This is a genomic window from Pseudomonas sp. NFACC41-3 (genome assembly GCF_900109505.1).
Lineage (GTDB): Bacteria > Pseudomonadota > Gammaproteobacteria > Pseudomonadales > Pseudomonadaceae > Aquipseudomonas > Aquipseudomonas chlororaphis.
Genome location: NZ_FOAE01000001.1, coordinates 1792140 through 1813225, shown reverse-complemented (window position 1 = coordinate 1813225; position 21086 = coordinate 1792140). Strand labels below are relative to the sequence as shown.

General features: G+C 61.2%; 19 protein-coding genes. 7 read left to right on the top strand and 12 right to left on the bottom strand.

The window, feature by feature from the left end:
* Positions 1–13: 13 nt before the first annotated feature.
* From BMY68_RS08145 to BMY68_RS08105, 9 genes are all read right to left on the bottom strand, one after another.
* Positions 14–1306 carry a PAS domain-containing protein gene (locus tag BMY68_RS08145; RefSeq protein ID WP_175534816.1) on the bottom strand — a complete coding sequence of 431 codons (1293 nt, stop codon included), beginning with the start codon at positions 1304–1306 and terminating at the stop codon, positions 14–16.
* A 111-nt stretch (positions 1307–1417) separates the two neighbouring features.
* On the bottom strand, positions 1418–2095 hold the full coding sequence (locus tag BMY68_RS08140) for an energy-coupling factor ABC transporter permease (protein ID WP_009044116.1): 678 nt from the start codon (positions 2093–2095) through the stop codon (positions 1418–1420).
* 59 nt (positions 2096–2154) lie between these two features.
* Positions 2155–2595 (bottom strand): nitrile hydratase accessory protein, encoded by a 441-nt coding sequence (locus BMY68_RS08135; protein WP_009044115.1) that lies wholly within the window; start codon positions 2593–2595, stop codon positions 2155–2157.
* Positions 2592–3245: a nitrile hydratase subunit beta gene (gene nthB / locus BMY68_RS08130; RefSeq protein ID WP_085530699.1), complete on the bottom strand. Its 654-nt coding sequence runs from the start codon at positions 3243–3245 to the stop codon at positions 2592–2594. Before nthB ends, BMY68_RS08135 begins: the two co-directional genes overlap by 4 nt.
* A gap of 19 nt (positions 3246–3264) precedes the next feature.
* Positions 3265–3897: a nitrile hydratase subunit alpha gene (nthA, locus tag BMY68_RS08125; RefSeq protein WP_085530700.1), complete on the bottom strand. Its 633-nt coding sequence runs from the start codon at positions 3895–3897 to the stop codon at positions 3265–3267.
* Between the two features lie 76 nt (positions 3898–3973).
* Positions 3974–5488 carry an amidase gene (locus BMY68_RS08120; protein WP_085530701.1) on the bottom strand — a complete coding sequence of 505 codons (1515 nt, stop codon included), beginning with the start codon at positions 5486–5488 and terminating at the stop codon, positions 3974–3976.
* 307 nt (positions 5489–5795) lie between these two features.
* A complete protein-coding gene (locus BMY68_RS08115) occupies positions 5796–6320 on the bottom strand; it encodes a group I truncated hemoglobin (RefSeq protein ID WP_085530702.1) in 525 nt (174 codons plus the stop codon).
* Between the two features lie 160 nt (positions 6321–6480).
* The gene (locus tag BMY68_RS08110) at positions 6481–7347 is read right to left on the bottom strand and encodes a transporter (protein WP_085530703.1); all 867 of its coding nucleotides are present in this window, start codon (positions 7345–7347) and stop codon (positions 6481–6483) included.
* Between the two features lie 87 nt (positions 7348–7434).
* Positions 7435–8490: an aliphatic aldoxime dehydratase gene (locus tag BMY68_RS08105; protein WP_085530704.1), complete on the bottom strand. Its 1056-nt coding sequence runs from the start codon at positions 8488–8490 to the stop codon at positions 7435–7437.
* Positions 8491–9062: 572 nt separating this feature from the next.
* Here BMY68_RS08105 and BMY68_RS08100 point away from each other — a divergent pair.
* Positions 9063–9998: an AraC-like ligand-binding domain-containing protein gene (locus BMY68_RS08100; RefSeq protein ID WP_085530705.1), complete on the top strand. Its 936-nt coding sequence runs from the start codon at positions 9063–9065 to the stop codon at positions 9996–9998.
* Positions 9999–10375: 377 nt separating this feature from the next.
* On the opposite strand, the gene BMY68_RS08095 is transcribed toward BMY68_RS08100, so the two are convergent.
* Positions 10376–11290, bottom strand: a complete 915-nt coding sequence (locus BMY68_RS08095; RefSeq protein ID WP_085530706.1) for a LysR family transcriptional regulator — start codon at positions 11288–11290, stop codon at positions 10376–10378.
* A gap of 269 nt (positions 11291–11559) precedes the next feature.
* Between BMY68_RS08095 and BMY68_RS08090 the strand changes: the two genes are divergently transcribed.
* Positions 11560–12582, top strand: coding sequence for a zinc-dependent alcohol dehydrogenase family protein (locus BMY68_RS08090; RefSeq protein ID WP_009044099.1), 1023 nt, complete (start codon positions 11560–11562; stop codon positions 12580–12582).
* 228 nt (positions 12583–12810) lie between these two features.
* A complete protein-coding gene (gene pgm / locus BMY68_RS08085; protein ID WP_009044098.1) occupies positions 12811–14454 on the top strand; it encodes a phosphoglucomutase (alpha-D-glucose-1,6-bisphosphate-dependent) in 1644 nt (547 codons plus the stop codon).
* Positions 14455–14527: 73 nt separating this feature from the next.
* Here the strand turns inward: pgm and BMY68_RS08080 are convergent, their stop codons facing one another.
* The gene (locus BMY68_RS08080; protein ID WP_085530707.1) at positions 14528–15223 is read right to left on the bottom strand and encodes a pirin family protein; all 696 of its coding nucleotides are present in this window, start codon (positions 15221–15223) and stop codon (positions 14528–14530) included.
* A 277-nt stretch (positions 15224–15500) separates the two neighbouring features.
* Between BMY68_RS08080 and BMY68_RS08075 the strand changes: the two genes are divergently transcribed.
* Positions 15501–17960 (top strand): UvrD-helicase domain-containing protein, encoded by a 2460-nt coding sequence (locus tag BMY68_RS08075; protein ID WP_085530708.1) that lies wholly within the window; start codon positions 15501–15503, stop codon positions 17958–17960.
* Between the two features lie 66 nt (positions 17961–18026).
* Here the strand turns inward: BMY68_RS08075 and BMY68_RS08070 are convergent, their stop codons facing one another.
* A complete protein-coding gene (locus tag BMY68_RS08070) occupies positions 18027–18296 on the bottom strand; it encodes a DUF1652 domain-containing protein (RefSeq protein ID WP_007924808.1) in 270 nt (89 codons plus the stop codon).
* A gap of 287 nt (positions 18297–18583) precedes the next feature.
* Here BMY68_RS08070 and BMY68_RS08065 point away from each other — a divergent pair, with 287 nt between their 5' ends.
* Genes BMY68_RS08065 through BMY68_RS29845 form a run of 3 tightly spaced genes read left to right on the top strand, consistent with a single transcriptional unit; the run spans position 18584 to position 21049 of the window.
* On the top strand, positions 18584–19399 hold the full coding sequence (locus tag BMY68_RS08065; RefSeq protein ID WP_085530709.1) for a helix-turn-helix domain-containing protein: 816 nt from the start codon (positions 18584–18586) through the stop codon (positions 19397–19399).
* A gap of 51 nt (positions 19400–19450) precedes the next feature.
* Positions 19451–20857, top strand: a complete 1407-nt coding sequence (locus BMY68_RS08060) for an NAD(P)/FAD-dependent oxidoreductase (RefSeq protein WP_085530710.1) — start codon at positions 19451–19453, stop codon at positions 20855–20857.
* Positions 20858–20899: 42 nt separating this feature from the next.
* Positions 20900–21049 carry a hypothetical protein gene (locus tag BMY68_RS29845; protein WP_175510702.1) on the top strand — a complete coding sequence of 50 codons (150 nt, stop codon included), beginning with the start codon at positions 20900–20902 and terminating at the stop codon, positions 21047–21049.
* The last annotated feature ends 37 nt before the right edge of the window (positions 21050–21086 follow it).

Here is a 21086-nt window from a genome sequence, read left to right as displayed (position 1 = left end):
GCCCAGCTTGAACTCAGTACCTCTCGATCATGTCGGCCGCCTGTTGGGTCGCCTGGCTGGTACGGGTCGCCAGCTTGCGGACCTCGTCGGCCACTACTGCGAAGCCCCTTCCGGCCTCACCGGCCCTGGCCGCCTCTATGGCCGCGTTCAGGGCCAGTAGGTTGGTCTGTTTGGCGATGCTTTGGATGGCGCCGACTATCTGCGTCAGCTGAGCGAGGTTTTCCTGCATCGCTTGATGCTGCCTTTCCTGAGTCTGGCGCAACTGGCTTTCCTCGCGGAAGGAGTGCACGTCTGTGATCGCCCCCACAGTACGCAAGGGCGTGCCATCGCTGCCTCGCTGGGTCTGACCTCTGCCTCTGAACCAACGGTACTCGTCGTTGCGGTGCCTGAGGCGGTAGGTCACATCGAAGGGTGTTTGGCCGGAGCGGTCGGCGACATGTTCGACAAAAGCCTGCACGGCACGCTGGCTGTCTTCGGGATGCAGGCGGGACAACCAGCTTTCGAACACATTGGGAAACTCTTCGATGGTTTCGTAGCCGAGCAGGCGACGCATCTGTGACGAGAACCAGATGACGTTGTGCGGATTGGCTGGATCGCCTGCGATGATATTGATGTCCCAGAGTGCGTCCTGAATGCATTCGCGGGAAATATCGAAGCGGGCTGAAAGCATCGTGAATTCTTCGTCTCGCAGACGCTGCGTGTGGATGTCACGCACAATACCGACGCTGACCTGTGGCATGCCCTGTTTGTCACGGAGCGTTTCGCCGGCGATCTGGACCCAGCGGTATTCTCCCGAGTGGTTCGCGAGGCGCACCTCCACCTGGTAGGGAGCATGCCCGCTGCGATCGGCAAGGTGATGAGCCAGGGCATCCAGGTTGGCCTGGCGGTCATCAGGGTGAAGGCAATCGTTCCAGGGGCCTAGATAGACGGGGAGGTCCGCTTGGGTGGGCAGGTTGCCGAACCATTGCAGTACTGCATCGCGGGCGGGTTGCAGGCTGCCATTGAGCTGCAATTTCCAGAGCAAATCACCCGACCCGCATGCCGCCAATTGCCAAAGTTGTTCTTGAGCGTGCAACTGCGTTTCGTATTCACCCAGCTGACGCTTGAGGCGTTGCTGTTCAGCATTAAGATCGACCACGCTGGCCCGGAGCGCCGTGCGATCGGCGAGCAGGCGTTCGATGCCGGCCAAGACCCGTCGCAGTGACGAATCCTTCGCCGCTATCGATACATTCTCGCCGTCGTGCTGTTCCAGCCGGTCGCCGAGCAGCTTCAATTCCTTGCGGGTGCTATTTCTGAAAAACATCAAATACCTCTGGTTTTACTCACGAGGTTTCGGGGCGGTTCTTGCTCTTGATGCCCCGAGCATTACGGTCTTCGAATGCCCGGGGCAGTCTGACCTGGACTGGAGTATGTCGGCTCAGGCAGCCTGGTACAGACGGCGCTCGACCAGCGCGCTACCACGCAGGCGATGGGTTGCCTTGGCACCGGCCAGCACGGCCAGGTCCAACAGCGGTTCGAGGGTGACGACGGTCATGTAGGCACTGCCGAAGGTCAGAATTGACAGTGCGTTTTCTGCTGTGAAGCCTTGCCCGTAGAAGGCCCAGAAGGCAACCCAGGCGACAATGCCCGCCTGGAAGGCTGTCGACAGCCCCAGCGCTTGTCTATAGCTCAGTTCCACATACGGTGTGTTTGGCGCGATGATGCGTTTCGCCAGGGCGGCGACTGCGAGCAGCGGTACCAGAAGGGTGGTGACGTTCATGCCGTATTGCGGCAGGTCGAATGGAGCGAAGAACAGACTCTGGATCAGCAGTCCCAGGGCGAGCCCCGCCGCCGCGGGTGCGGCGCCAAGCAGCAGAAACAGGGTTGACCCCAGGATGAGATGCACCTCGGAAACACCGACTGGATAATGCGGTAGTAGCTCGAAGAAGCTGAATACCAGGGCCGTGGCAGTGACAGTGCGAGCCAGCAGCGAGAAGACACCACGCTCACCTATGGCTTGCGCAGCGAGTTTGAGGGTGTAGGCGCCGGCACCTGCGGCAGTGACATAGCTCAGCCAGAGTTTTCCAGCTTCCACCAGATTAGGTTCGATATGCATGACGATTGCCCCTTGGTCGCTTCGCGACCTAGAAAGTAAAAAACAGGACGGCTCCGTCCTTAGCTTGTGGCACGGCTGATCGCTACCGGCTCGTGCCGCGGCAGGTGTTCGTGCCCGTTTCCATGGGCCGGTGGGCAACTCGCGTTGAGCAGCGTTACCGGTTGTCCATGGGGGGTATTCAAGTAAGCCTGCTGCCATTCCTCGGTGCGCTGGGTGATGTCTTCCATACCCGCTAAACCGAGTGTGGTGACCATTCTTTCCATGGCTGCGATCCATTGCCGGTAGTAAGTGTCGTTGACGCTTTCTCCGGGTTGCGCCGGGCTCGCCTTGATCTCGTCGCTGAATACCTGCACCCAGTCCTTCCAGGGAAACAGACCGGTTTGGTGCAGGTGGAGCAGCAGGGAAAAAGCCTGGGCCTGCCAAGGTTTGTCGAACACCGGGCCTTCATCGTCGAGAGACAGACCGGCTATTGGGGGGATGTGAGGCATGCTGGCGTTCATACGGCCTCCAGATAGTTGTCCCACAGATCAATGCAAACACTGTCCGGTCGCGCCACTCCCCACAGTTCTGTAGCACTGAAGCGAACGGCATAGACCTGTTGGGGTTGTTCGCCTAGACCGTGGGCCATCGTGTCTGGGGTGGCAAACGCGCCGTGTGCAATCTCGATGGTCCCGACCTTGCCGCGCGCGTAGCGCGGCAGTCGGGTGTGGGTGGTTGGATTGAAGTTCTTCGTTCGCACCCGGTCACCGACCCGGAAGCGGCCGCCGACAGCTTCCTTTGCCCGGGAAGAGGCGCCTCCGAGGATCACCGCCTCGACGATGTCCGGTGTGAGCACCGTTGGCGGCTGTGCCGGTGAGGTCGGCTTGACCGTGCCCTGCAGTTCGGCAGCGCTGATCACGCCTTTTTCCAGCAGCAGGGTCTCGAAGGCGTGAAGCCAGTGTTCGTAGTAACTCGACTGCAAGTATTCAGCCGGTTCCATGCGTTCAATGGAGTGTCGGAACTCGTCGACATTGAAGTGCCCGCCGACGAAGAGCGAAGCGAACAGCGGAAAGATCCTGCGCTCCCAGTCGTGATGGAAGACGGGTTCATTTTCTTCGGTGAGCACTGGGCCGAAACCGTGCATACCGCCTAAGTCGTGTACACCGTTCATGGTTTTCTCCTTCTCGGGTTCAGGCTTCGTCGCCCGGCGTCCTGGGCAGCCCAGTGCCGATCATGGCGTCACGCGTCACCAGCTCGACCAGTCGTTCCTCGCTCCAGCCGTCAGTGCCAGCCGGACGTTCCGGCAGTACCAGGTAGCGCAACTCAGCACTGCTGTCCCAGACGCGAACTTCCTTGTCATTGGGAATAATCAAACCGAATTCGGCCAGCACGCTGCGCGGATCGATGACTATCCGTGACCGATAGGGCGCGGATTTGTACCAGGCTGGGGGCAGGCCCAGGGTCGGCCAGGGGTAGCAGGAGCACAGCGTGCAGACCGTCACGTTGTGCACGGTCGCGGTGTTCTCCACCACCACCATGTCTTCGCCCTGCACGCCGGAAAAACCCAGTTCGGCAATGGCCGCAGTGGCATCTTCCAGCAGCCGATGTTTGTAATCGGGATCGAACCAGGCCTTGGCGACCACCTGAGCGCCGTTGCGCGGGCCGACCTTGTGCTGGTAGGTGTCCACCAGAGCATCCATGGCGGTTGGGTCGACCAAGCCCTTTTCTATCAACAGGGATTCGAGCGCCTTGACCCGCAAGGCGATGGCCTCGGGGGGCTCGGTGTGGTCGTGGTCGTGATGATGTTCGTGGGTATGGCTCATGTATTGGCTCCTCTGAAGTTGATACTGACGTTCAGTGCGACTTGCCGGTGTTTGCTCGCCAATGCGATGCGCGGGTTTACAACGTCCGCCAATCGACAGAGGCCTCGAATGCAGCTGCAGCTTGATAGAGGGTGCCTTCGGCATAATGTCTTCCGACAAGCATCAGCCCCACGGGCAGTCCGTCCACCAGGCCACAAGGGATCGACATGGCTGGGTGCCCGGTAATGTCCTGAGCGGCCGTATTGCCAAGCATTTCCAACGCACGCGTAACGGTCTCGGTGATTGAAGAACCCGGTTCAGGGAGCGGCTGAGCGGTGATTGGCACAGTCGGCATGACGAGCAGGTCATAGGTGTTCAACGCCCTGTCATAGGCAGCTCGGGCAAAGCGCGCAATGTTCTGGGCCTTGGCGTAGTAGCGGCCGTTGTAACGCTCCAGACCGAACTGGCCCACGAACATGCAAAGCTTGAGTGACGGCGACAATGCGTTTGCCTGATCGCGCCAACCGGCCTGTTTGTCCAGCAGGCCCACGTCGTAAAGCCCCTTCCAGTTAAAACCCGCTCCATTACCATGCATCATTTGCATGGTCAGGCCTTCACAGCCGATAGGGCTCCATAACGATCCCGCCAGGTTGTGTTCGGGAACCGATACCTCCTCGACCAGCGCGCCCAACGCCTCGAGCCGGGCGATAGCGCTGCGCACCTTTTCTGCGATACGTGGATCCTGGTTAGCGAGTTGGAAGCCTTCCTGGAGAACCCCGATCCGGAGTCCGATCACGCCTCGTTCCAGATAATCGCAGTAGGCTTCGACCTTGGGGGCGGTCTGGCGAGGGTCGAGCCCGTCGGCTCCGGCCATTACTTCGAGCATGAGCGCGTTATCGCGTACGTTGCTCGTCATGGGGCCGACATGGTCGAAAGTGGACTCGATCGCCATGACCCCGGTATAGGGCACCAGACCGAAGGTGGGCTTCATTCCATAAATGCCGCACCATGCGGCAGGAATGCGGATGGAACCGCCTTGGTCGCCACCGATAGCCAGGTCGACCGCGCCCGTCGCCACAAGCGCCGCGCTGCCCGAAGACGAACCGCCCGTGGTGAAACCATGGCGAAAAGGGTTGTGCACAGGCGCTGGGTCTGAGGTATGGCTACCACCGGAGAGGCAGTAATGTTCACAGGTGGCTTTGCCGAGGATTGTTGCTCCAGCGTCGAGCAAACGCGTGACCACGGTGGCATCAAACGACGGTACGAAACCTTCCAGTGGTGCGGCACCGTTCATCATCGGGACACCGGCCAGAGAGATATTGTCTTTGAGCGCGACCGTCTTGCCAGCAAGCTTGCCCGAGCTGGCGCCCATCACCTCAGTTCTGTAGTACCAGGCGTTCAGCGGATTTTCCGTGCTTGAAGGGCGATAACCAGAACTGCGCTCGTAGCGCACTGAAGGGATGAAGTCTGGCAACTCGTCGACTAGATCGTAGGCATCAAAACTGGATTGCATAAGCGCCAGGTATTCGCTGGCTTGCTCGGGTGTCAGCTGTATGTGCAGGCGGCTGGCGAGATCCTGCACTTGTTCGAGAGTCGGGCGGATGATGGCCATGGGGTGTCCTGTGTCCTGTGCCAACCCGTAGGGGCTGGCAATGTCTGTTCAAACGTCATCTCGGGGATACCCGGGCCCGGTGTGCACTATTGGCGAGCCGTGGCCGGGGCTGGTATCAAGCTATCTCCACAGATTGAGCGGCGCTTGGCTGAGGAGGACAGTCGCTTGGTTGAGCGGGACTCGCTTGCCCCTGTTTTTTATAGCCACACCACGGTCGCCGTCGGCGGCCAGAGCGAGCCCTGGCAGCGGGGAGGGTTCCTTATGGATATGCCTTCCATTGGTGTGGCTTAGGCTTATGCCGAGGGTATTAGTCTTCGGATTCAGGCGTGGCCTGTTTCTGAGATGGCTTCCCGGGTTTTGGCCAGACAACCCCAACGCTTCTCATGCCTTTGGCGGGGTCCATTTCCGGGTGCGCGAGTACGACGTCCCGATACGAGGGACTCCCGATCACCGCCGGTTTGAACTTGATGAGGAAGTCATTGACCTCTTTGCGCAGATCCGGGGCCAGCCCGTAGTCGTCGTAGCACGCCTCGAGACAATCGAGCACGGCTTGCCAGTGCACCTCGGTCAGACCCATCCCGCGATGCGCGGTGACCATGTCTCTACCCCTGTATTTGGCGCTTCCACCCCAGTGCTCGGAAAGGAAGTCGACAAAATTGATGTGTTCCTTTTGGAACGTCGATTCCGACATATGGGCCCAGATGTGCCCGATGGCGGGGTGCCCCATTGTTTTTCTCAACACTGCGCCGGCGAACTGATAAATAGCGTCGTAGCCGCCAAGACGGGTATAGAGGGAGGGTTGTTGTTCCATGGTGGGTTGCTGGTCGGTCATTGTCGGGTTACTCCGTTTCGGGTGAGAGGCATCTCATTAGCCAACTGTCGCGTTGGCACGATTGATACGGGCTGCGAAGTCTTGCGATGGACCCAGGTTGAATTCGCCGTTGGGCGCACGCTGGGTTGAGAAGGACAACGGGTGGCAGAGACGGGCGGGTCTAAAAGACCCTGACGTAGCGCAGGTTCATGCGAAAGTCCTCTTTGGGGCCGTTCTCCACCGCAAGGTCGCGTCCAAGTTGCACCTGGAGCTGGTCCTTGGCGGTGAAAAACTTTCTGGCCGTGACACGGAAGTTGGTGGTTTCCATCCTGTCGTCCTGGTTGACGCCATCGATCTGGTTTTCCCCGCCCCAACTGTGGCCGAAGCCGATAGCCAGCGCAGTGGTCTCGTCGGGCATGTAGCGCCCCATTAACTGAGCGCCGTAGGAAACGTCCTGCTCCCGGCGGGCGGAGCTGGCGCCGAAGTCGTTGTTGTCTCCGTACCAGATGGCGTCACCGACGAGGTCGATGGCCCACTTCTCCGTGAAGTGCTTGACGTAAGCGGCCTGGAGATCAACCTTCCAACGGTTCTCGCCAAGGTTGAGCGCGTCGTCTTTGTCATAGTCGCCAGTCGGCACGTACAAGTAAGCAGTCGCACCGAGGGTGTCGTTGGCGTCGTTGAGACGATACTTGAGCGGCGCTGTAAGAATGAGGTCGCCGATGCCGCTGGCGTCGCCCAGACCAGAAGCGTCACCACCGCCTGAGACATGACCGAAGGGCAACAGGAATTGCGGCTCGATGGTCAGCCGCTCGCTCAACTGGTAGATGTGTAGCAGACGCAGAATGCCGACATCGGAAGTCAGGTTGAAATCGGAACTGGTCTTGTGGCCCTGGGAGTAGGCATTGTCCGTCGTGGAGTGCTGGTAGTAGACCACGCCGATGGTCGCTCCCACGGGGAGCGGCTCGTAATCGCCAGGATCCACCTCGAGAGCGTGAGAGGAAAGGCTGGGGAGGAGGGCTGCGAGCGACAGGTAGCGGAACTGTTTCATGATCGAAGAACCTTTTTTCGGGCAAAAAGAGCCCCGCTATCGCCAGTCAGGCAACGCGCAGGGCTAAAAGTGGAGTCAGCGATGGAGTCAGGTGGGCGACACTTGCGCGTCGCGCATCATCCCGGTCTGCGGGTGGCAGTTGATGTACTCGAACAGTTGCTGGCTACCGTCCGCTACCGAGACCTCGTGATACAGCCGCAGCTTCGAAAGGCCTCCGATCACTCGGAAGAAAGTGGTGAAAATACGTAAGTGAGTGGGATGGGATTCTGCCCAGCGCTCCAGTTTGTCGAGCGATCGCCAGTGACCGATGTCATAGGCGATGTCGAGGAGATTGCCATCAAGGTCGATATTGCGTACGAAGCGGTTGCTATAGCAGCCCAGCGCCTGCCCCTCGTCACGCAGGAAGTTCATGCCGTCTTGCAGTGGCGGCAGCATCTCGTTGAAATAGAGCGCGCGCTCTTCCTCGCCGGCCTCAACCCAGTCTTGTCCAGAGCGGATCAGCGTCAGGTTGTCGTGGCCGCGTACCACGACCCTGCCGCCTTTGGCGGGATCGCCTGAAATGACTTGTAGTTCGCTGGTCGGCTGCATCCAGTCGGTCTGTGAGATAGCAAAGCGGTCGCGCGCCGAGCCCCAGTAGCCGTGCTCCTCAATCTCGCCGCTGATGCCGTCCATGACCGCACCGACACCTGGCAAATCGTCCTTGAATGCATACAGCGTCTCGAACTGCTCGGCACGTGGTGCGATGACCTCGCGGAAATACCCCAACCCCTCGTTCAGGCGCGCCTCGTCGCCCCACCAGTCGGCTACAGGTGCTGAAAGTAACCATCGGTGATAGGCGGCGGGATCACGCCAGTAGCCCACGGCGATGAAATTTCCATAACCCTGATTGTCGAGGTGGTAGGTCAGGTCGTGATTCCCTGGGCCATCGGCGAGGGCAAAGCTGGCGTCTATGTAGCGCATGGCTTGCAGGGCGGCGGCGCGTTGTTCGTCGCGAAATTGCACCCCGAGGTAGGCCATCACAACTTGCTTCACGTTTTCGTCAGCTCGCCCCACAAACATCGGGAAGGGCGGCTTGTAATCGTCGTGAACACGACGGGACAAAGTCCGGGGACATTTGAGATGTTTATCGATTGCAGATTCCATGGGGGCTCCTTTATTTCCGTCTCAAACGGACGGTTCGCTGTTCTACATCCCAGTGGATGTTGGTGTGTTGCGGTGGGTACCACTCCATCGGCGTTGCAGCGCCAGGGTCCCGAGTTGCACCAGGTAAGTGGCAAACTCTTCGGGTGCCATGTCCCATCGCTGTAAAAACCAGGATGAATCGGACAGCCGCTGCTGTTCTCGTAGTTGCATGACCCACCTCGTCATTCGTGTTTGTAGGGACACGGCATGGAGTGAAAATTATCGAGGGGAGATGGAATTCGCTTGGCTCGAATGGACAACCGTTTGGTTAAAAAGGACAGGTATAAATGGCCGGCATATCAGTGCGCGGCAATGGTGCGGGGCTTGTGAAATAAGGGGCGGGGCGCCCTGGGAAGTTGCAAGGGGAGTGTTTTGGAGAATCTACCGACATACGCGCCAGCCGAGTGTTCCGCTGACCATCTGGTAGTGCGTCCAACTGCTGGAATCAGGCCGTGAGGGTGGCCTGCTAATTGCTTGGCTCGAAAAAACGTTACCCCGCTTTTTTGTTGAATCGCTGCCGGTAGGTGAATGCAATGAGCCAGACATGTCACTATTCGACCCTTGCCGTTACGGCACCACTCCGGTTTGATTACTGGAAAGATGTGGTTTGTCATCACTGCCTGGACGCCGACAGCAAACTGCTGGCGCAGAGCGATTTCGACGGGGTGCTGGAGGTGCATGGCATGGGCGCATTGGACATCTGCACGTTGTCCGCACCCTTGCATTATTGGGAGCGGTCCGCCCAGCACCTGCGCAGTGATCCTAATGACGATTTGTGGTTGGGCTTTACCAGGAGCGGTTATGGCGAATTGGAACAGGCTGACCGACGGACGAAGCTCACCGCGGACGATCTGTTTCTTTATGACGCATCCCAGCCGTTCAGATTCAGCTTCGGCGGTACCGACAATCACCTTGTCCGCATTCCGCGACAACTGCTCAGTCAGCGGTTACCCGGCATAGCAGGTTGCACCGCGATGGTTCTGGATGATCGTCGCCCAGGGGTGATTCCATTACGCGAGATGTTGCGCCAAGCCGCGAGTATGCCTTCAGGCTTCCATAACACGGGAATATCCAGTCGTTACTCCAGCACCTTGCTCGACCTTCTGGTGGTCAGCCTGGAACTCCAGGATTTAAAGCAGACTCATGACGAGCTGGACCTGTATGGCCGGATCATGAATTACATCCACCAATATTTGACCGATGTGGACCTGTCGCTCGAACGCATTGCTCAAGCTCACCATGTCTCCACGCGCACTGTGACGCGCGCTTTCGCTCGTCATCAGAAATCGCCGGTCGCAGAAATTTGGAAGGCGCGCTTGCTCGCGAGCCGCGACGCGATTGAGCGCGGTCAAGTCCGCAGTATTTCCCAGGCGGCGCTGGATTTCGGTTTCTCCGACTTCTCTCATTTCAGCCACGCCTTTCGCAAGGCCTTTGGCATTGCTCCCCATACTCTTCTGCGACGAGAGTGAAATGGACGGGCTTTATCGCTTCTGAAGCGAAAGCCATTTGAAGGTGATCATCCGAGAGGCGTGTGCAGCGGCTGGCTTTGCCGTAGCGTGGTGCCAGCGGTGATAGTTGCTTCCAATGTCAATGCACGCGCAGCTGCATGACAAACCGACTGGAACAGTGGCTCCAGGACAATGGTTTCTGGCAAAAAAAATTGAAATTTGCCCCCGTATTTGCCCCCGCTCGCATCGGCTGTACGAGTAAGCAGTGCGGCCAATCGTGGCTTTTCGTTTGTATCGTCCTGAGCGGCGAGCCGTCCCTGGCTCCCCACCTTAAACAAGCTAGAACGGGCCGATGCCTGAGACTGCTGACAGGAACATTGGGCGCGCGCAATGCCGTATCAAAGACTCTCAGGGTCGCCAAAGAACATCTGAATCCGCGAGCGCAGCCAGCGTTCGCCCGGGTCGTTGTCCTGGGAGCCGCGCCAGGCCATGTGCAGTTCGAAGGTGCGCACCGGCAGGGGCGGGTCTTCGGCGCGCACGCCGCCGGCGGCGGTCAGGGCTTCGGCGGTGTAGTCCGGCACGGTGGCGACGATGTCGGTGCCGGTGAGCAGGGTGCTCAGGCCGTTGAACTGCGGGACCGCGAGCACCACGTGACGCTTGCGCCCGAGTTTTTCCAGCTCTTCATCGATAAAACCGCTGAGGTCGCCGGCGAACGACACCAGGGCGTGGGGGCGGGTGCAGAAGTCGTCGAGGCTCAGGGCGCCGGGCATGCTGTCGGCCCGCAGCAGCTTGGGCAGGCTGCGGCGTAGCACCTTGCGCTTGGCGTTGGCCGGCAGGTCCTGGGTGTAGCTGACGCCGATGGAAATCTCGCCGGAGGCCAGCAGGGCTGGCATCAGCAGGTAGTTGGCGCGGCGCACCACCAGCACGATCCCCGGCGCCTCGGCGCGCAGGCGCTTGAGCAGCATCGGCAGCAGGGCGAACTCGACGTCGTCGGACAGGCCGATGCGGAACACCGCGGTGCTGGTCGCCGGGTCGAATTCGGCGGCGCGACTGACCGCGGTGGAGATCGAGTCGAGGGCGGGCGAGAGCAGGGCGAAAATCTCCACCGCCCGGGCCGACGGCTCCATGCTGCGCCCGGTGCGCACGAACAGCGGGTCGTCGAACAGGCTGCGCAGGCGCGACAGCGCCGCACTGATGGCCGGCTGGCCGAGGAAGAGTTTCTCCGCCGCCCGGGTCACGCTGCGTTCATGCATTAATGTTTCGAACACGATCAACAGGTTCAGGTCGACACGACGCAGGTCATTACGATTCATCTTGAGTCCTGGCAGAGTCAGCAAACTTGACGAGAGCGGCCATATGAGAACAATGGCCGGCATGAATCTTACGGGGAAAGGCTGCTACTCTGCACCGGCTAATTGTTTTTTCCTGTAAGGAGCCCTTCGCTCTGGCACGCTGTTTCCCGTTGTTGCAGGTGCTGCGGAATCAATGACAGGCATGTCGACTATTAATAGCCACTGATGGTCTTGGCCAGAAAGCCCAGATAGAGTTCGGGGCATTAGAGGTTACTTTGACGAGGTTTGCGATGTCCCGCACGATCCGTTTTCACAAGTTTGGTCCGGCCGAGGTGCTCAAGTGCGAAGAGCATGCGGCCGCTCTGCCTGCGCCAGGCGAAGTGCAGGTGCGTGTCGAAGCGATCGGCATCAGTTGGTACGACGTCCTTTGGCGCCAGAACCTGGCGTCTTCCCATGCCCGCCTGCCTTCCGGCCTTGGCCATGAGATGGCCGGCGTGGTGACTGCGGTCGGCGAAGGTGTCGACGACCTGGCCATTGGCGACAAGGTTGCCAGCTTCCCGGCCGAAAGCCCGAACGATTATCCGGTCTATGGCGAGCTGATTGTCCTGCCACGCTCGGCGTTGACCCGCTATCCCGATGTGCTCAGCCCGGTGGAAGCCGCGGTGCATTACACGCCACTGCTGGTGGCCTACTTTGCCTATGTCGACCTGGCGCGGGTCAAGCCCGGGCAGTTCGCCCTGGTCACCGATGCCAGCCACTGCGCCGGTCCGTCCTTTGTCCAGCTGGGCAAGGCGCTCGGAGTGCGGGTGATTGCCGCGACCAAGACCGCTGAAGAGCGTGAGTACCTGCTGTCCCTGGGGGCCGAGAAAGTCATCGTCACCGAAGAGCAGGATCTGCTCATGCAGATCAACAAATACACCGACAACCGTGGTGTCGACGTGGTGTTCGATGGCCTGGGCGGTCCGCAGATGTCGATGCTCGGCGACGTCCTGGCGCCGCGCGGCAGCCTGGTGCTGTACGGCCTGCAAGGCGGCAACCAGACACCGTTCCCGGCCTGCGCGGCGTTCCAGAAGAATATCCAGTTCTTCGTGCACTGCATCGGCAACTTCACCGGCAAGCCCGAGCTGGGCATCATCCAGGACCAGGTGGCCTTGCAGCGCGCCTTGCGCGACATCAACCAGCTGACGGCCGATCGTGTGCTGCTGCCGCTGAAGACCCGGATCTTCCCGTTCAACGAGTTCGTCGAAGCCCACCGCTACATGGACGAGTGTCCTTGCCGCGAACGGGTCGCACTGCAGGTCGAACCGGCCTGATCCTGACGCCAGGGTTCGCCATCGCGCACTCTGGCGTTTCTGCCCTCGCGGTCACTCCCTTCTTTATTCCCGTCTCGATCCTGAGTGTCTTCTGTGCAGCAGCCGACAATGGCCTATGTTGCGCCTGCTTATTGTGCAGGTCTCCACGGATAGATCCCGTCGCGTTGCGGTCAAACTGCCAGTAAACTGCGCAGCACTCACCGAACCATCCATTTCCCGAGGTTTTGCATGACACTCAGTCCTTTTGCGGGCAAACCGGCACCGACAGAATTGCTGGTCGATCTTCCGCGACTGGTAACGGCCTACTACACCGGCCAGCCCGATGCCGCCATCTCTACCCAGCGGGTCGCCTTCGGCACCTCGGGGCATCGTGGCAGCTCGTTTGACCTGAGTTTCAATGAATGGCATGTCCTGGCCATCAGCCAGGCGATCTGCCTGTATCGCCAAGCCCAGGGCATCGATGGCCCGCTGTTCGTCGGCATCGATACCCACGCCCTGTCCACCCCGGCCGGTGCCAGCGCCCTGGAAGTGCTGGCCGCCAACGGTGTGACCGTGATGATCGCGGCGGGTGACGAGTACACCCCGACACCGGCGGTGTCCCACGCGATTCTCTGCTACAACCGCGGCCGCACCAGCGGCCTGGCCGACGGCATCGTGATCACTCCGTCGCACAACCCGCCACAAAGCGGTGGCTACAAGTACAACCCTACCAACGGCGGCCCGGCCGACACCCACATCACCAAGTGGATCGAAGCCAAGGCCAACGAACTGCTGGCCAACAAGCTGGCCGGTGTGAAGCGCATCAGCTACGAGCAGGCGCTGAAAGCCGACACCACTCATCGTCATGACTACGTCAACAGCTATGTCGCCGACCTGATCAATGTCATCGACCTGGACGCCATCCGCAACGCCAAGCTGCGCCTGGGCGTCGACCCGCTGGGCGGAGCAGGGGTGCGCTACTGGTCGGCGATTGCCGAGCACTATCGCCTGGACCTGGAAGTGGTCAACAAGGAAGTCGATGCGACTTTCCGTTTCATGTCCGTCGACTGGGATGGCCAGATCCGCATGGACCCGTCGTCCAGCTATGCGATGCAAGGCCTGATCGGCCTGAAGAATCGTTTCGACGTGGCCTTCGGCTGCGACCCGGACCACGACCGCCACGGTATCGTGACCCCGACGGGCGGCCTGCTGGCGCCGAACAATTACCTGGCGGTGGCCATCGACTACCTGTTCCAGAACCGCCCGCACTGGCGCGCCGACGCGGCCGTGGGCAAGACCGTGGTCAGCAGTGGCCTGATCGACCGCGTGGCGGCTCGCCTGGGCCGTCGCCTGTACGAAGTGCCGGTGGGCTTCAAGTGGTTCGCCGACGGCCTGTTCGACGGCTCCCTCGGCTTTGGCGGTGAAGAGAGCGCCGGTGCATCGTTCCTGCGCAAGGACGGCGGCGTCTGGAGCACCGACAAGGACGGCCTGATCCCGGCCTTGCTGGCCGCGGAAATGACCGCCCGCACCGGCCGCGACCCGAGCCAGGCCTACCGTGCCTTGTGCGACGAGTTGGGCGAGCCGTTCTCGGTGCGCGTCGATGCCAAGGCCAACCCGCAGCAGAAGGCGCTGCTCGGCAAGCTGTCGCCGGAGCAGGTGACCTCGACCCAGTTGGCCGGCGAAAGCATCCAGAAGATCCTCAGCCATGCGCCGGGCAACGACCAGGCGATCGGCGGCCTCAAGGTCATGACCGAGAACGGCTGGTTCGCCGCGCGTCCATCGGGCACCGAAGACATCTACAAGATCTACGCCGAAAGCTTTATCGGCGACGATCACCTGAAGCAATTGGTGCAGGAAGCGCAGACTCTGGTGGACGGCGCGATCAGCGGCTGATCCAGCGGTATTTCGCGGCAGAAAAAAAGGGGCGACCAGACAGTCGCCCCTTTTTTTGTTTGCCGTTAACGCCTCAAGCCAGGTCCACCAGGACGATTTCGCTGTCCTCGAGGGCGGTGACCCGCAGCAGGCGTTCATCCTCCACCGCGACACCGTCTCGAGCTTCGGCGCGCAAGCCATTGACTTCAATCACCCCGGTCGCCGGCACCAGGTAGGCCCGACGGCCCTGGTCCAGCGGGTACTCAGCGGACTCGCCGGCCTTCAGGTTGGCGGCTACCAGGCGCGCGTCGGCACGAATCCGCAGGCTCTGGTCATCGCCTTGCTTGCCGCTGGCCAGGGTCACGAAGCCTTCGCGCTGGCCTTTGGGGAACGGCTTGGCACCCCAGGACGGCGCGGAGCCGGCCTCGTTGGGGATGATCCAGATCTGGAAGATCCTGGTTTCGCCGGCTTCCAGGTTGTATTCGCTGTGGGCAATCCCGGTACCGGCGCTCATCACCTGCACGTCGCCAGCCTCGGTGCGGCCCTTGTTGCCCAGGTTGTCCTGGTGGGTGATAGCACCTTCACGGACGTAGGTGATGATTTCCATGTCCCGGTGCGGGTGCTGCGGAAAACCGCTGCCGGGGGCGATCACGTCGTCGTTCCACACGCGCAGGTTGCCCCAGTTCATGCGTTTGGGGTCGTAGTACTCGGCGAACGAAAAGTGGTGGTGGGCATCCAACCAGCCATGATGGGCGCCGCCCAGGGATTTGAAGGGTCTGAGTTCAAGCATGATCGTCTCCTGTCAGGGTTCGTCATGGGGCGCCTTGGTGGAGCCGCAGAACGAGACCGGTGATTGATGGCGCTCATCATCCATCAGCAAAGCATCGATAAAAAGCGCAAAAACTGCCGTTATCAGATCTAATAAATAGATATATTTTGGAGTCTTTCTTCTGCCTCCAAACATTCAGTTCGGGGCTTAAGTGAATGACCTGTAAGCATTTCACTAGAAGTCATCGACGAATGAAGCGACCATACCGTCCCACACAGCCTCACACCCTGGAGTCAGCGTGCCGCAACACACCCCCGATCTTCCTCCCGAACTCTTGCCCCTGGCCGAAATGCCGCTGCTCAAGCGCTTGGCGGCCAGGTTCTTCGGTCATGGCCTCAGTCGCTTGCGCGCCCAGCATCGCGCGTCCTGGTTGCATGGCCAGGCGGACGGCTTTCGCAGCGGGCATACCGCCGGGGTGGAATACGGTTACCAGGAGGGCAAGGCCGAGGGACTGGAGCAGGGCCGTCAGGTCCTGCTGATTCGCGACAGCCGCTCCACCGAGCATCCGGCGCCCGGGGTAGACGATTATCTGTTCGACGACTGGCGCCTGCCGCTGAGCGCCGAACTGAAGAAGCGCATCAAGGCCGATGTTGGCCGCCTGCTGCCGGCCCATGCCCAACCCAGCAGCGCGCAATGGAAGATGATCTTCAGCGAAACCCCGTCCACCTCGGTGATTGCCGGCGCTGGCGCGGGCAAGTCGACTTCCCTGGTCCTGCGCATCCTGCTGCTCAACCATTACCTGGGCTTCGAGCTCGACTCGATGACCGTGGTGACCTTCACCCGCGAGTCGCGCAAGGACTTCATCAACAAGCTGCTGGAAGTGTTCGCGCTCTGGGGCCGGCCCCTGGGCCTCAAGGAGGCGCGGGAACTGGTGCGCACCTTTCACTCGCGCATCCTGCCGATGGTCCGCAGCCTGCCGGGTTTCGAGCGCCTGCAGGCGTTCGAAAACCTCAGCGATCGCCCGGTGGCGGGGGATCTGGAGGTCGACAGCAATCCCTTCGACCTGCGGATCAACGACGCCCAGCGCAAGCACCTGAATGCCTGTTACCACGCCCTGCACCGGCGTGACGGGCGTTTTCGCGAGGCGATCAAGCCGTTGCTGCGCCATGCCCTGCAGCTCAAGGAGTTGGAGCGCGATCACCCGGACGTGCAAAAACGCATGGCCGTGACCGAACTGGCGGCCAAGCGCGACGAAGAGCTGTGCGACACCCTGGAAGACCTGTGGTTTCGTGCCGGCGCCTGGCCGATCAAGGGCATCGAGCCGAACCGGCAGACGGTCGAGATCAACGGCTCGCAGTTCCATTGCCACGGCTACGTCGCCGAGCTGGATGCCTGGGTGGTGCTGGGGTTCGACCCTCGGGAAAACCCGCAGCTGAGTCGCCCCGGATCGAAGCTTTCGGTGCGCGCGGAGTGGGCGGTAAAGCGCACCCTGTTTCAAGCTTTCTGCCGTAAGCCGATGATTTGGCTGGATAGTTACGATTCGGCAAAGCGCGTCCTGTCGTCCCTGGCCGGGGATGCCAGTGCCGGGCCGGGCTTCGATTACAAGGTCAAGGGTGAGCTGGCGTCGGCGCCGTTGCTGGACTGTTTTGTCGCAGCGGCCGGGTTTATCGAGAACCTTGGGCTGGACGTCTCGGTGGCCGTGGGCCAGATGGTGTTTGCCCGGGACGACCCGGACCGCTTTTTCTTCGAGGCCTTGAGCCTGTTCTGGCGGGCGCTGGATGATCATCTGCTCGACCAGTCACCGCCGATCATGAGCTACAACCGCATGTTCGCGCTGTTCGGCGAGAACACCCCGGAGAACTTCAAGCTGCTCAGCGATGAGCGCTTGCGGCCGATGTCGCACCTGATGATCGACGAATTCCAGGACGTCTCGCCGCAGATCGTCTCGTGGATTCGCGCCAGCCTGCGCGAGATCCGCAGTCGCGGGCCGGCAATGCATGTCGGCCGCGGGGCACAGCGCTCGTCGTTGCTCTGCGTGGGGGACGACTGGCAGTCGATCTACGGCTGGCGCGGCAGTTCGCCGAAATTCTTCATGGAGTTCAACAAGGAATTCCCGTCGCCGGCCAACACCCGGGTGATGCTCAGCGAGAACTATCGCAGCCACCAGCACATCATCGACGCGGCGGAACATATCGTCCGCGCCGCGCCGGCGATTGCCGGGAAGAAGGCCAAGGCCAGCGGCGAACCCAAGGAAGTGTCACCGGTGAATGTGCTGGACCGCGATGACCAGGGGCTTGCGGCACGGCTGGCGGAGCACTATCGCAATGGCGATTCAATCTTGATGCTGTTTCGAAAAAGTAGCGATAAATCATTGATTGAAGAGCATATTTTACCAATAGTTAATGTTGATTCTAGATTGCCAGCCGAGGATCGACGCTTCAAGCAACTGACCTATCACAGCTCCAAGGGCTTGCAGGCGGATGCGGTGTTCCTGCTGGGCGATTGCCAGCACCTGACCAGTTCGCCCTACAAGAACCAGGTCTATCGCATGGCCGGGCTGGGCAAGGATGGCGACAGCGAGCCCTACGACAATGCGCAGAAGGACGAGACCTTGCGCCTGGCCTATGTCGGCATCACCCGGGCGGTGAAACATTGCTACTGGTATGTGGACCGCCCGGATACCCAGGCGGCCAATGCACCCAAGGCGTCGGACCGGATTCCCCAGGGCAAGCCGTTCTTCGCCGACCTGCGGGCCTGAAAAAGCCCGCACAACGGCGGGCTTGAAAACAGTCTGGAGCGGCCTGGGGCCAGGAGCAGAGCGACCCTAGGCTTTCAAGGCGAGTGGCGGCATGAAGGCCTCCAGCTCGTCTTCCACCGCCTCGATTATTCGCTCGACATCGGTGGCGTTCATCACGGTGGCGCAGGGGATGCCGGCAATGGCGATCATGGTCTCGCCGCTGGCACGATCGAAGAGCCGGGCGATCATGCTGCCGGGTGCATCCATGCTGGCCTCGAAGCCCATGGGGTGAAAGTGCCAGCGCATCAGCTGGCAGGCGTTGGGAAAGGTGACTTTGCTGGCGGAGACTCTATTCATGGATTGCCCACCTTGATCATTGAGCGCTTCCTTGTGCTCGCGGTAGGTATGGAAGGACCGTCACTGGACCAACCTGTGGAGCTTTTAAAAATAGCACCGGGATATGACATTCAACGGTTTTTTTCAGGCCGTTTGGCGATTGTCTTGCACTTTTTTGATGCAGGTCATTTCCGCCCGCGGTTTAGGCAAAACGCCAGTATCCAGGGGCCATGCATTGGCCATTGAAGCGCTGGACGAACTTCGGCAAGCTGCGCCTTTCCATCCCCTGAGCCGTTATCTCTGCCCCTATGTCTTCCCTTGATGATGGCCCGGCGCAAACCCAGGCCACCGGCGAGACGGTGCTGCGCTATCACCTGTGCTGGAAGCACCGCGACCTCGATGGCGTCATGGCGCTGTATCACCCGCAAATCCAGTACAACGACTTTTTCCAGAACCGCACCCTGGGCCTGGACGAGCTGCGCGAATACGTGCGCAACAGCATGCCGCGCGCGCCTGACGAGGCCCTGGAGCACAGCGACCGCATCCGCCTGGACGGCAACACCGCGTTCATTCAATACCAGGTGACCCTGCGTGGCGGGCAGGGCCTGGTGTCGTTTCGCGCGAGCGAGGCGATCACCGTGCGTGACGGCCTGATCTGGCGCGTCAACGAATACGCTTCGCTGGTGCGCGAGACCGCGCCGGGCAAGGCCCAAGGCAGCGCGCGGCCGGCGGTCAGCCGCCTGGGCCTGTCGCCGCGCCAGTTGAGCTTCATGGCCGAGGACCTGCAGCAGTACTTCGAGCGCCAGCAGCCGTACCTCGACCCGGAACTGGACCTGCAGCGGGTGGCGAAGGAGTGCGGCTACAGCCGCAACCAGATCTCCTACCTGCTCAACCAGGTGCTGGGGCAGAGTTTCTACCGCTATGTGAACCAGGCGCGCCTGCAGCATCTGCTGGCGGCCCTGGACCAGGCGACGCCGCCGGTGCGCATCGACGAGCTGGCGTTCGCCGCTGGCTTCAACTCGCTGTCGGCGTTCTACAGCTGTTTCCGCCAGCATACCGGCCTGTCGCCCAAGGCCTACGCCAGGCAAATTTCTTTGCGTGCACGCGCACAAGACAACCCCTGAGCCCAGGCACTAGGATCGGCGCCATCGAAGTTCGGGTGGCGGAGTGCGTGTATGCCAGCGTGGCGCAATATCAGTTTGTGGATGGATCAGCTCGACGAGCCGCTGCTGGCCCGGCCGTCGCTGGAGCAGGACCTGGATGTCGACGTGGCGATCATCGGCGCCGGTTATACCGGGCTGTGGACCGCCTATTACCTCAAGCGCCTGGCGCCGACCCTGAACATCGCCATCGTCGAGGCGCAGACCGCCGGCTTCGGCGCCTCCGGGCGCAACGGCGGCTGGCTGATGGGCAACCTTTTGGGGGAGGACCGGTTGTTGGCCGGGCTGAGCCCCGAACAGCGTCGCGCTTCCTTCGACCTGCTGCACGGCATTCCCGATGAAGTGGCCATCGTCCTTGAACGCGAAGGCATCGACTGCGATTACCGCAAGGGCGGGGTGCTGTATTGCGCGGCGCGTTACCCCGAGCAGGAAATCACCCAGCGCCGCTACCTGGACAAGCTCTATCGCCAGGGCCTCGACGAGCGCGACTACCGCTGGCTGAGCCCCGAGCAACTGGCCCGGCAGATCCGCGTGGCCAAGGCCTACGGCGGCATTTACGCGCCCCATTGCGCGACCATCCAGCCGGCCAAGCTGGTGCGCGGCCTGGCCCGGGCCGTGGAGCGCCTGGGCGTGCGCATCTACGAAAACAGCCCGGTCAGCCACTGGCAGGCCGGCAGCCTGCAAACCGCCAGGGCCAGCGTGCGTTGCCGCTGGATAGTGCCGGCGGTGGAGGGCTATTCGGTGACCTTGCCGCCCCTGGGCCGTTACCAGCTGCCGGTGCAAAGCCTGCTGGTGGCCACTGAGCCCTTGTCGGCCGCGACCTGGGACGAGATCGGCCTGAACCAGGGCCAGGCGTTCAGCGAAAGCAGTCGCCAGGTGACCTACGGCCAGCGCACCGCGGATAACCGCCTGGTGTTCGGCGCCCGCGGCGGTTACCAGTTCGCCGGCAAGCTGCGTCACGACTTCGACCTGACCCGCAGTGAAGTCGAGTTGCGGCGCTACCTGTTCAGCGAGCTTTTCCCGCAGCTGAAAAACGTGCGGATCACCCATTCCTGGGGCGGCAACCTGGGTATGTCCCGGCACTTCCGGCCGCACATGCTCTGCGACCGCCAGCGCGGCATCGCCTTGTCCGGCGGCTACGGCGGCGAAGGCGTGGGCGCCAGTAACCTCGGCGGGCGGACCCTGGCCGCGCTGATCCTCGAACGCGACAGTGAGCTGACCCGCCAGCCCTGGGTGATCCCCGAGGGCGGCCTCGACGCCTTGCGTGCCTGGGAGCCGGAGCCGTGCCGCTGGCTGGGCTACAACGCGATCATTCGCAGCTTCGTCCATGAAGACCAGGCCCTGGCCAACCCGGCCACGCCGCCCTGGCGCCGGCGGCTGGCCAGCCGGGTGGCGGGCTTCATGGAAGGCCTAATGCACTAATCAGGTTTTTGACAGCGGTTTTTTCTATCGACAGGTAGCGCCATGAGCATCACTCAATTCAAGAACACCGCCCACGTCACCCTGGAGCAATCGACTCCGGTGGCCGTGATCGCCGCCAATGTTGCGAACATCACTCAGGTCGACAAACTGACTTTTCGTTATACCGAATGCCTTTGCGTTTTAGTTTGTTAATTCGGAAACAGAATTTGCGTCGCTTTTCCGGCAGGCT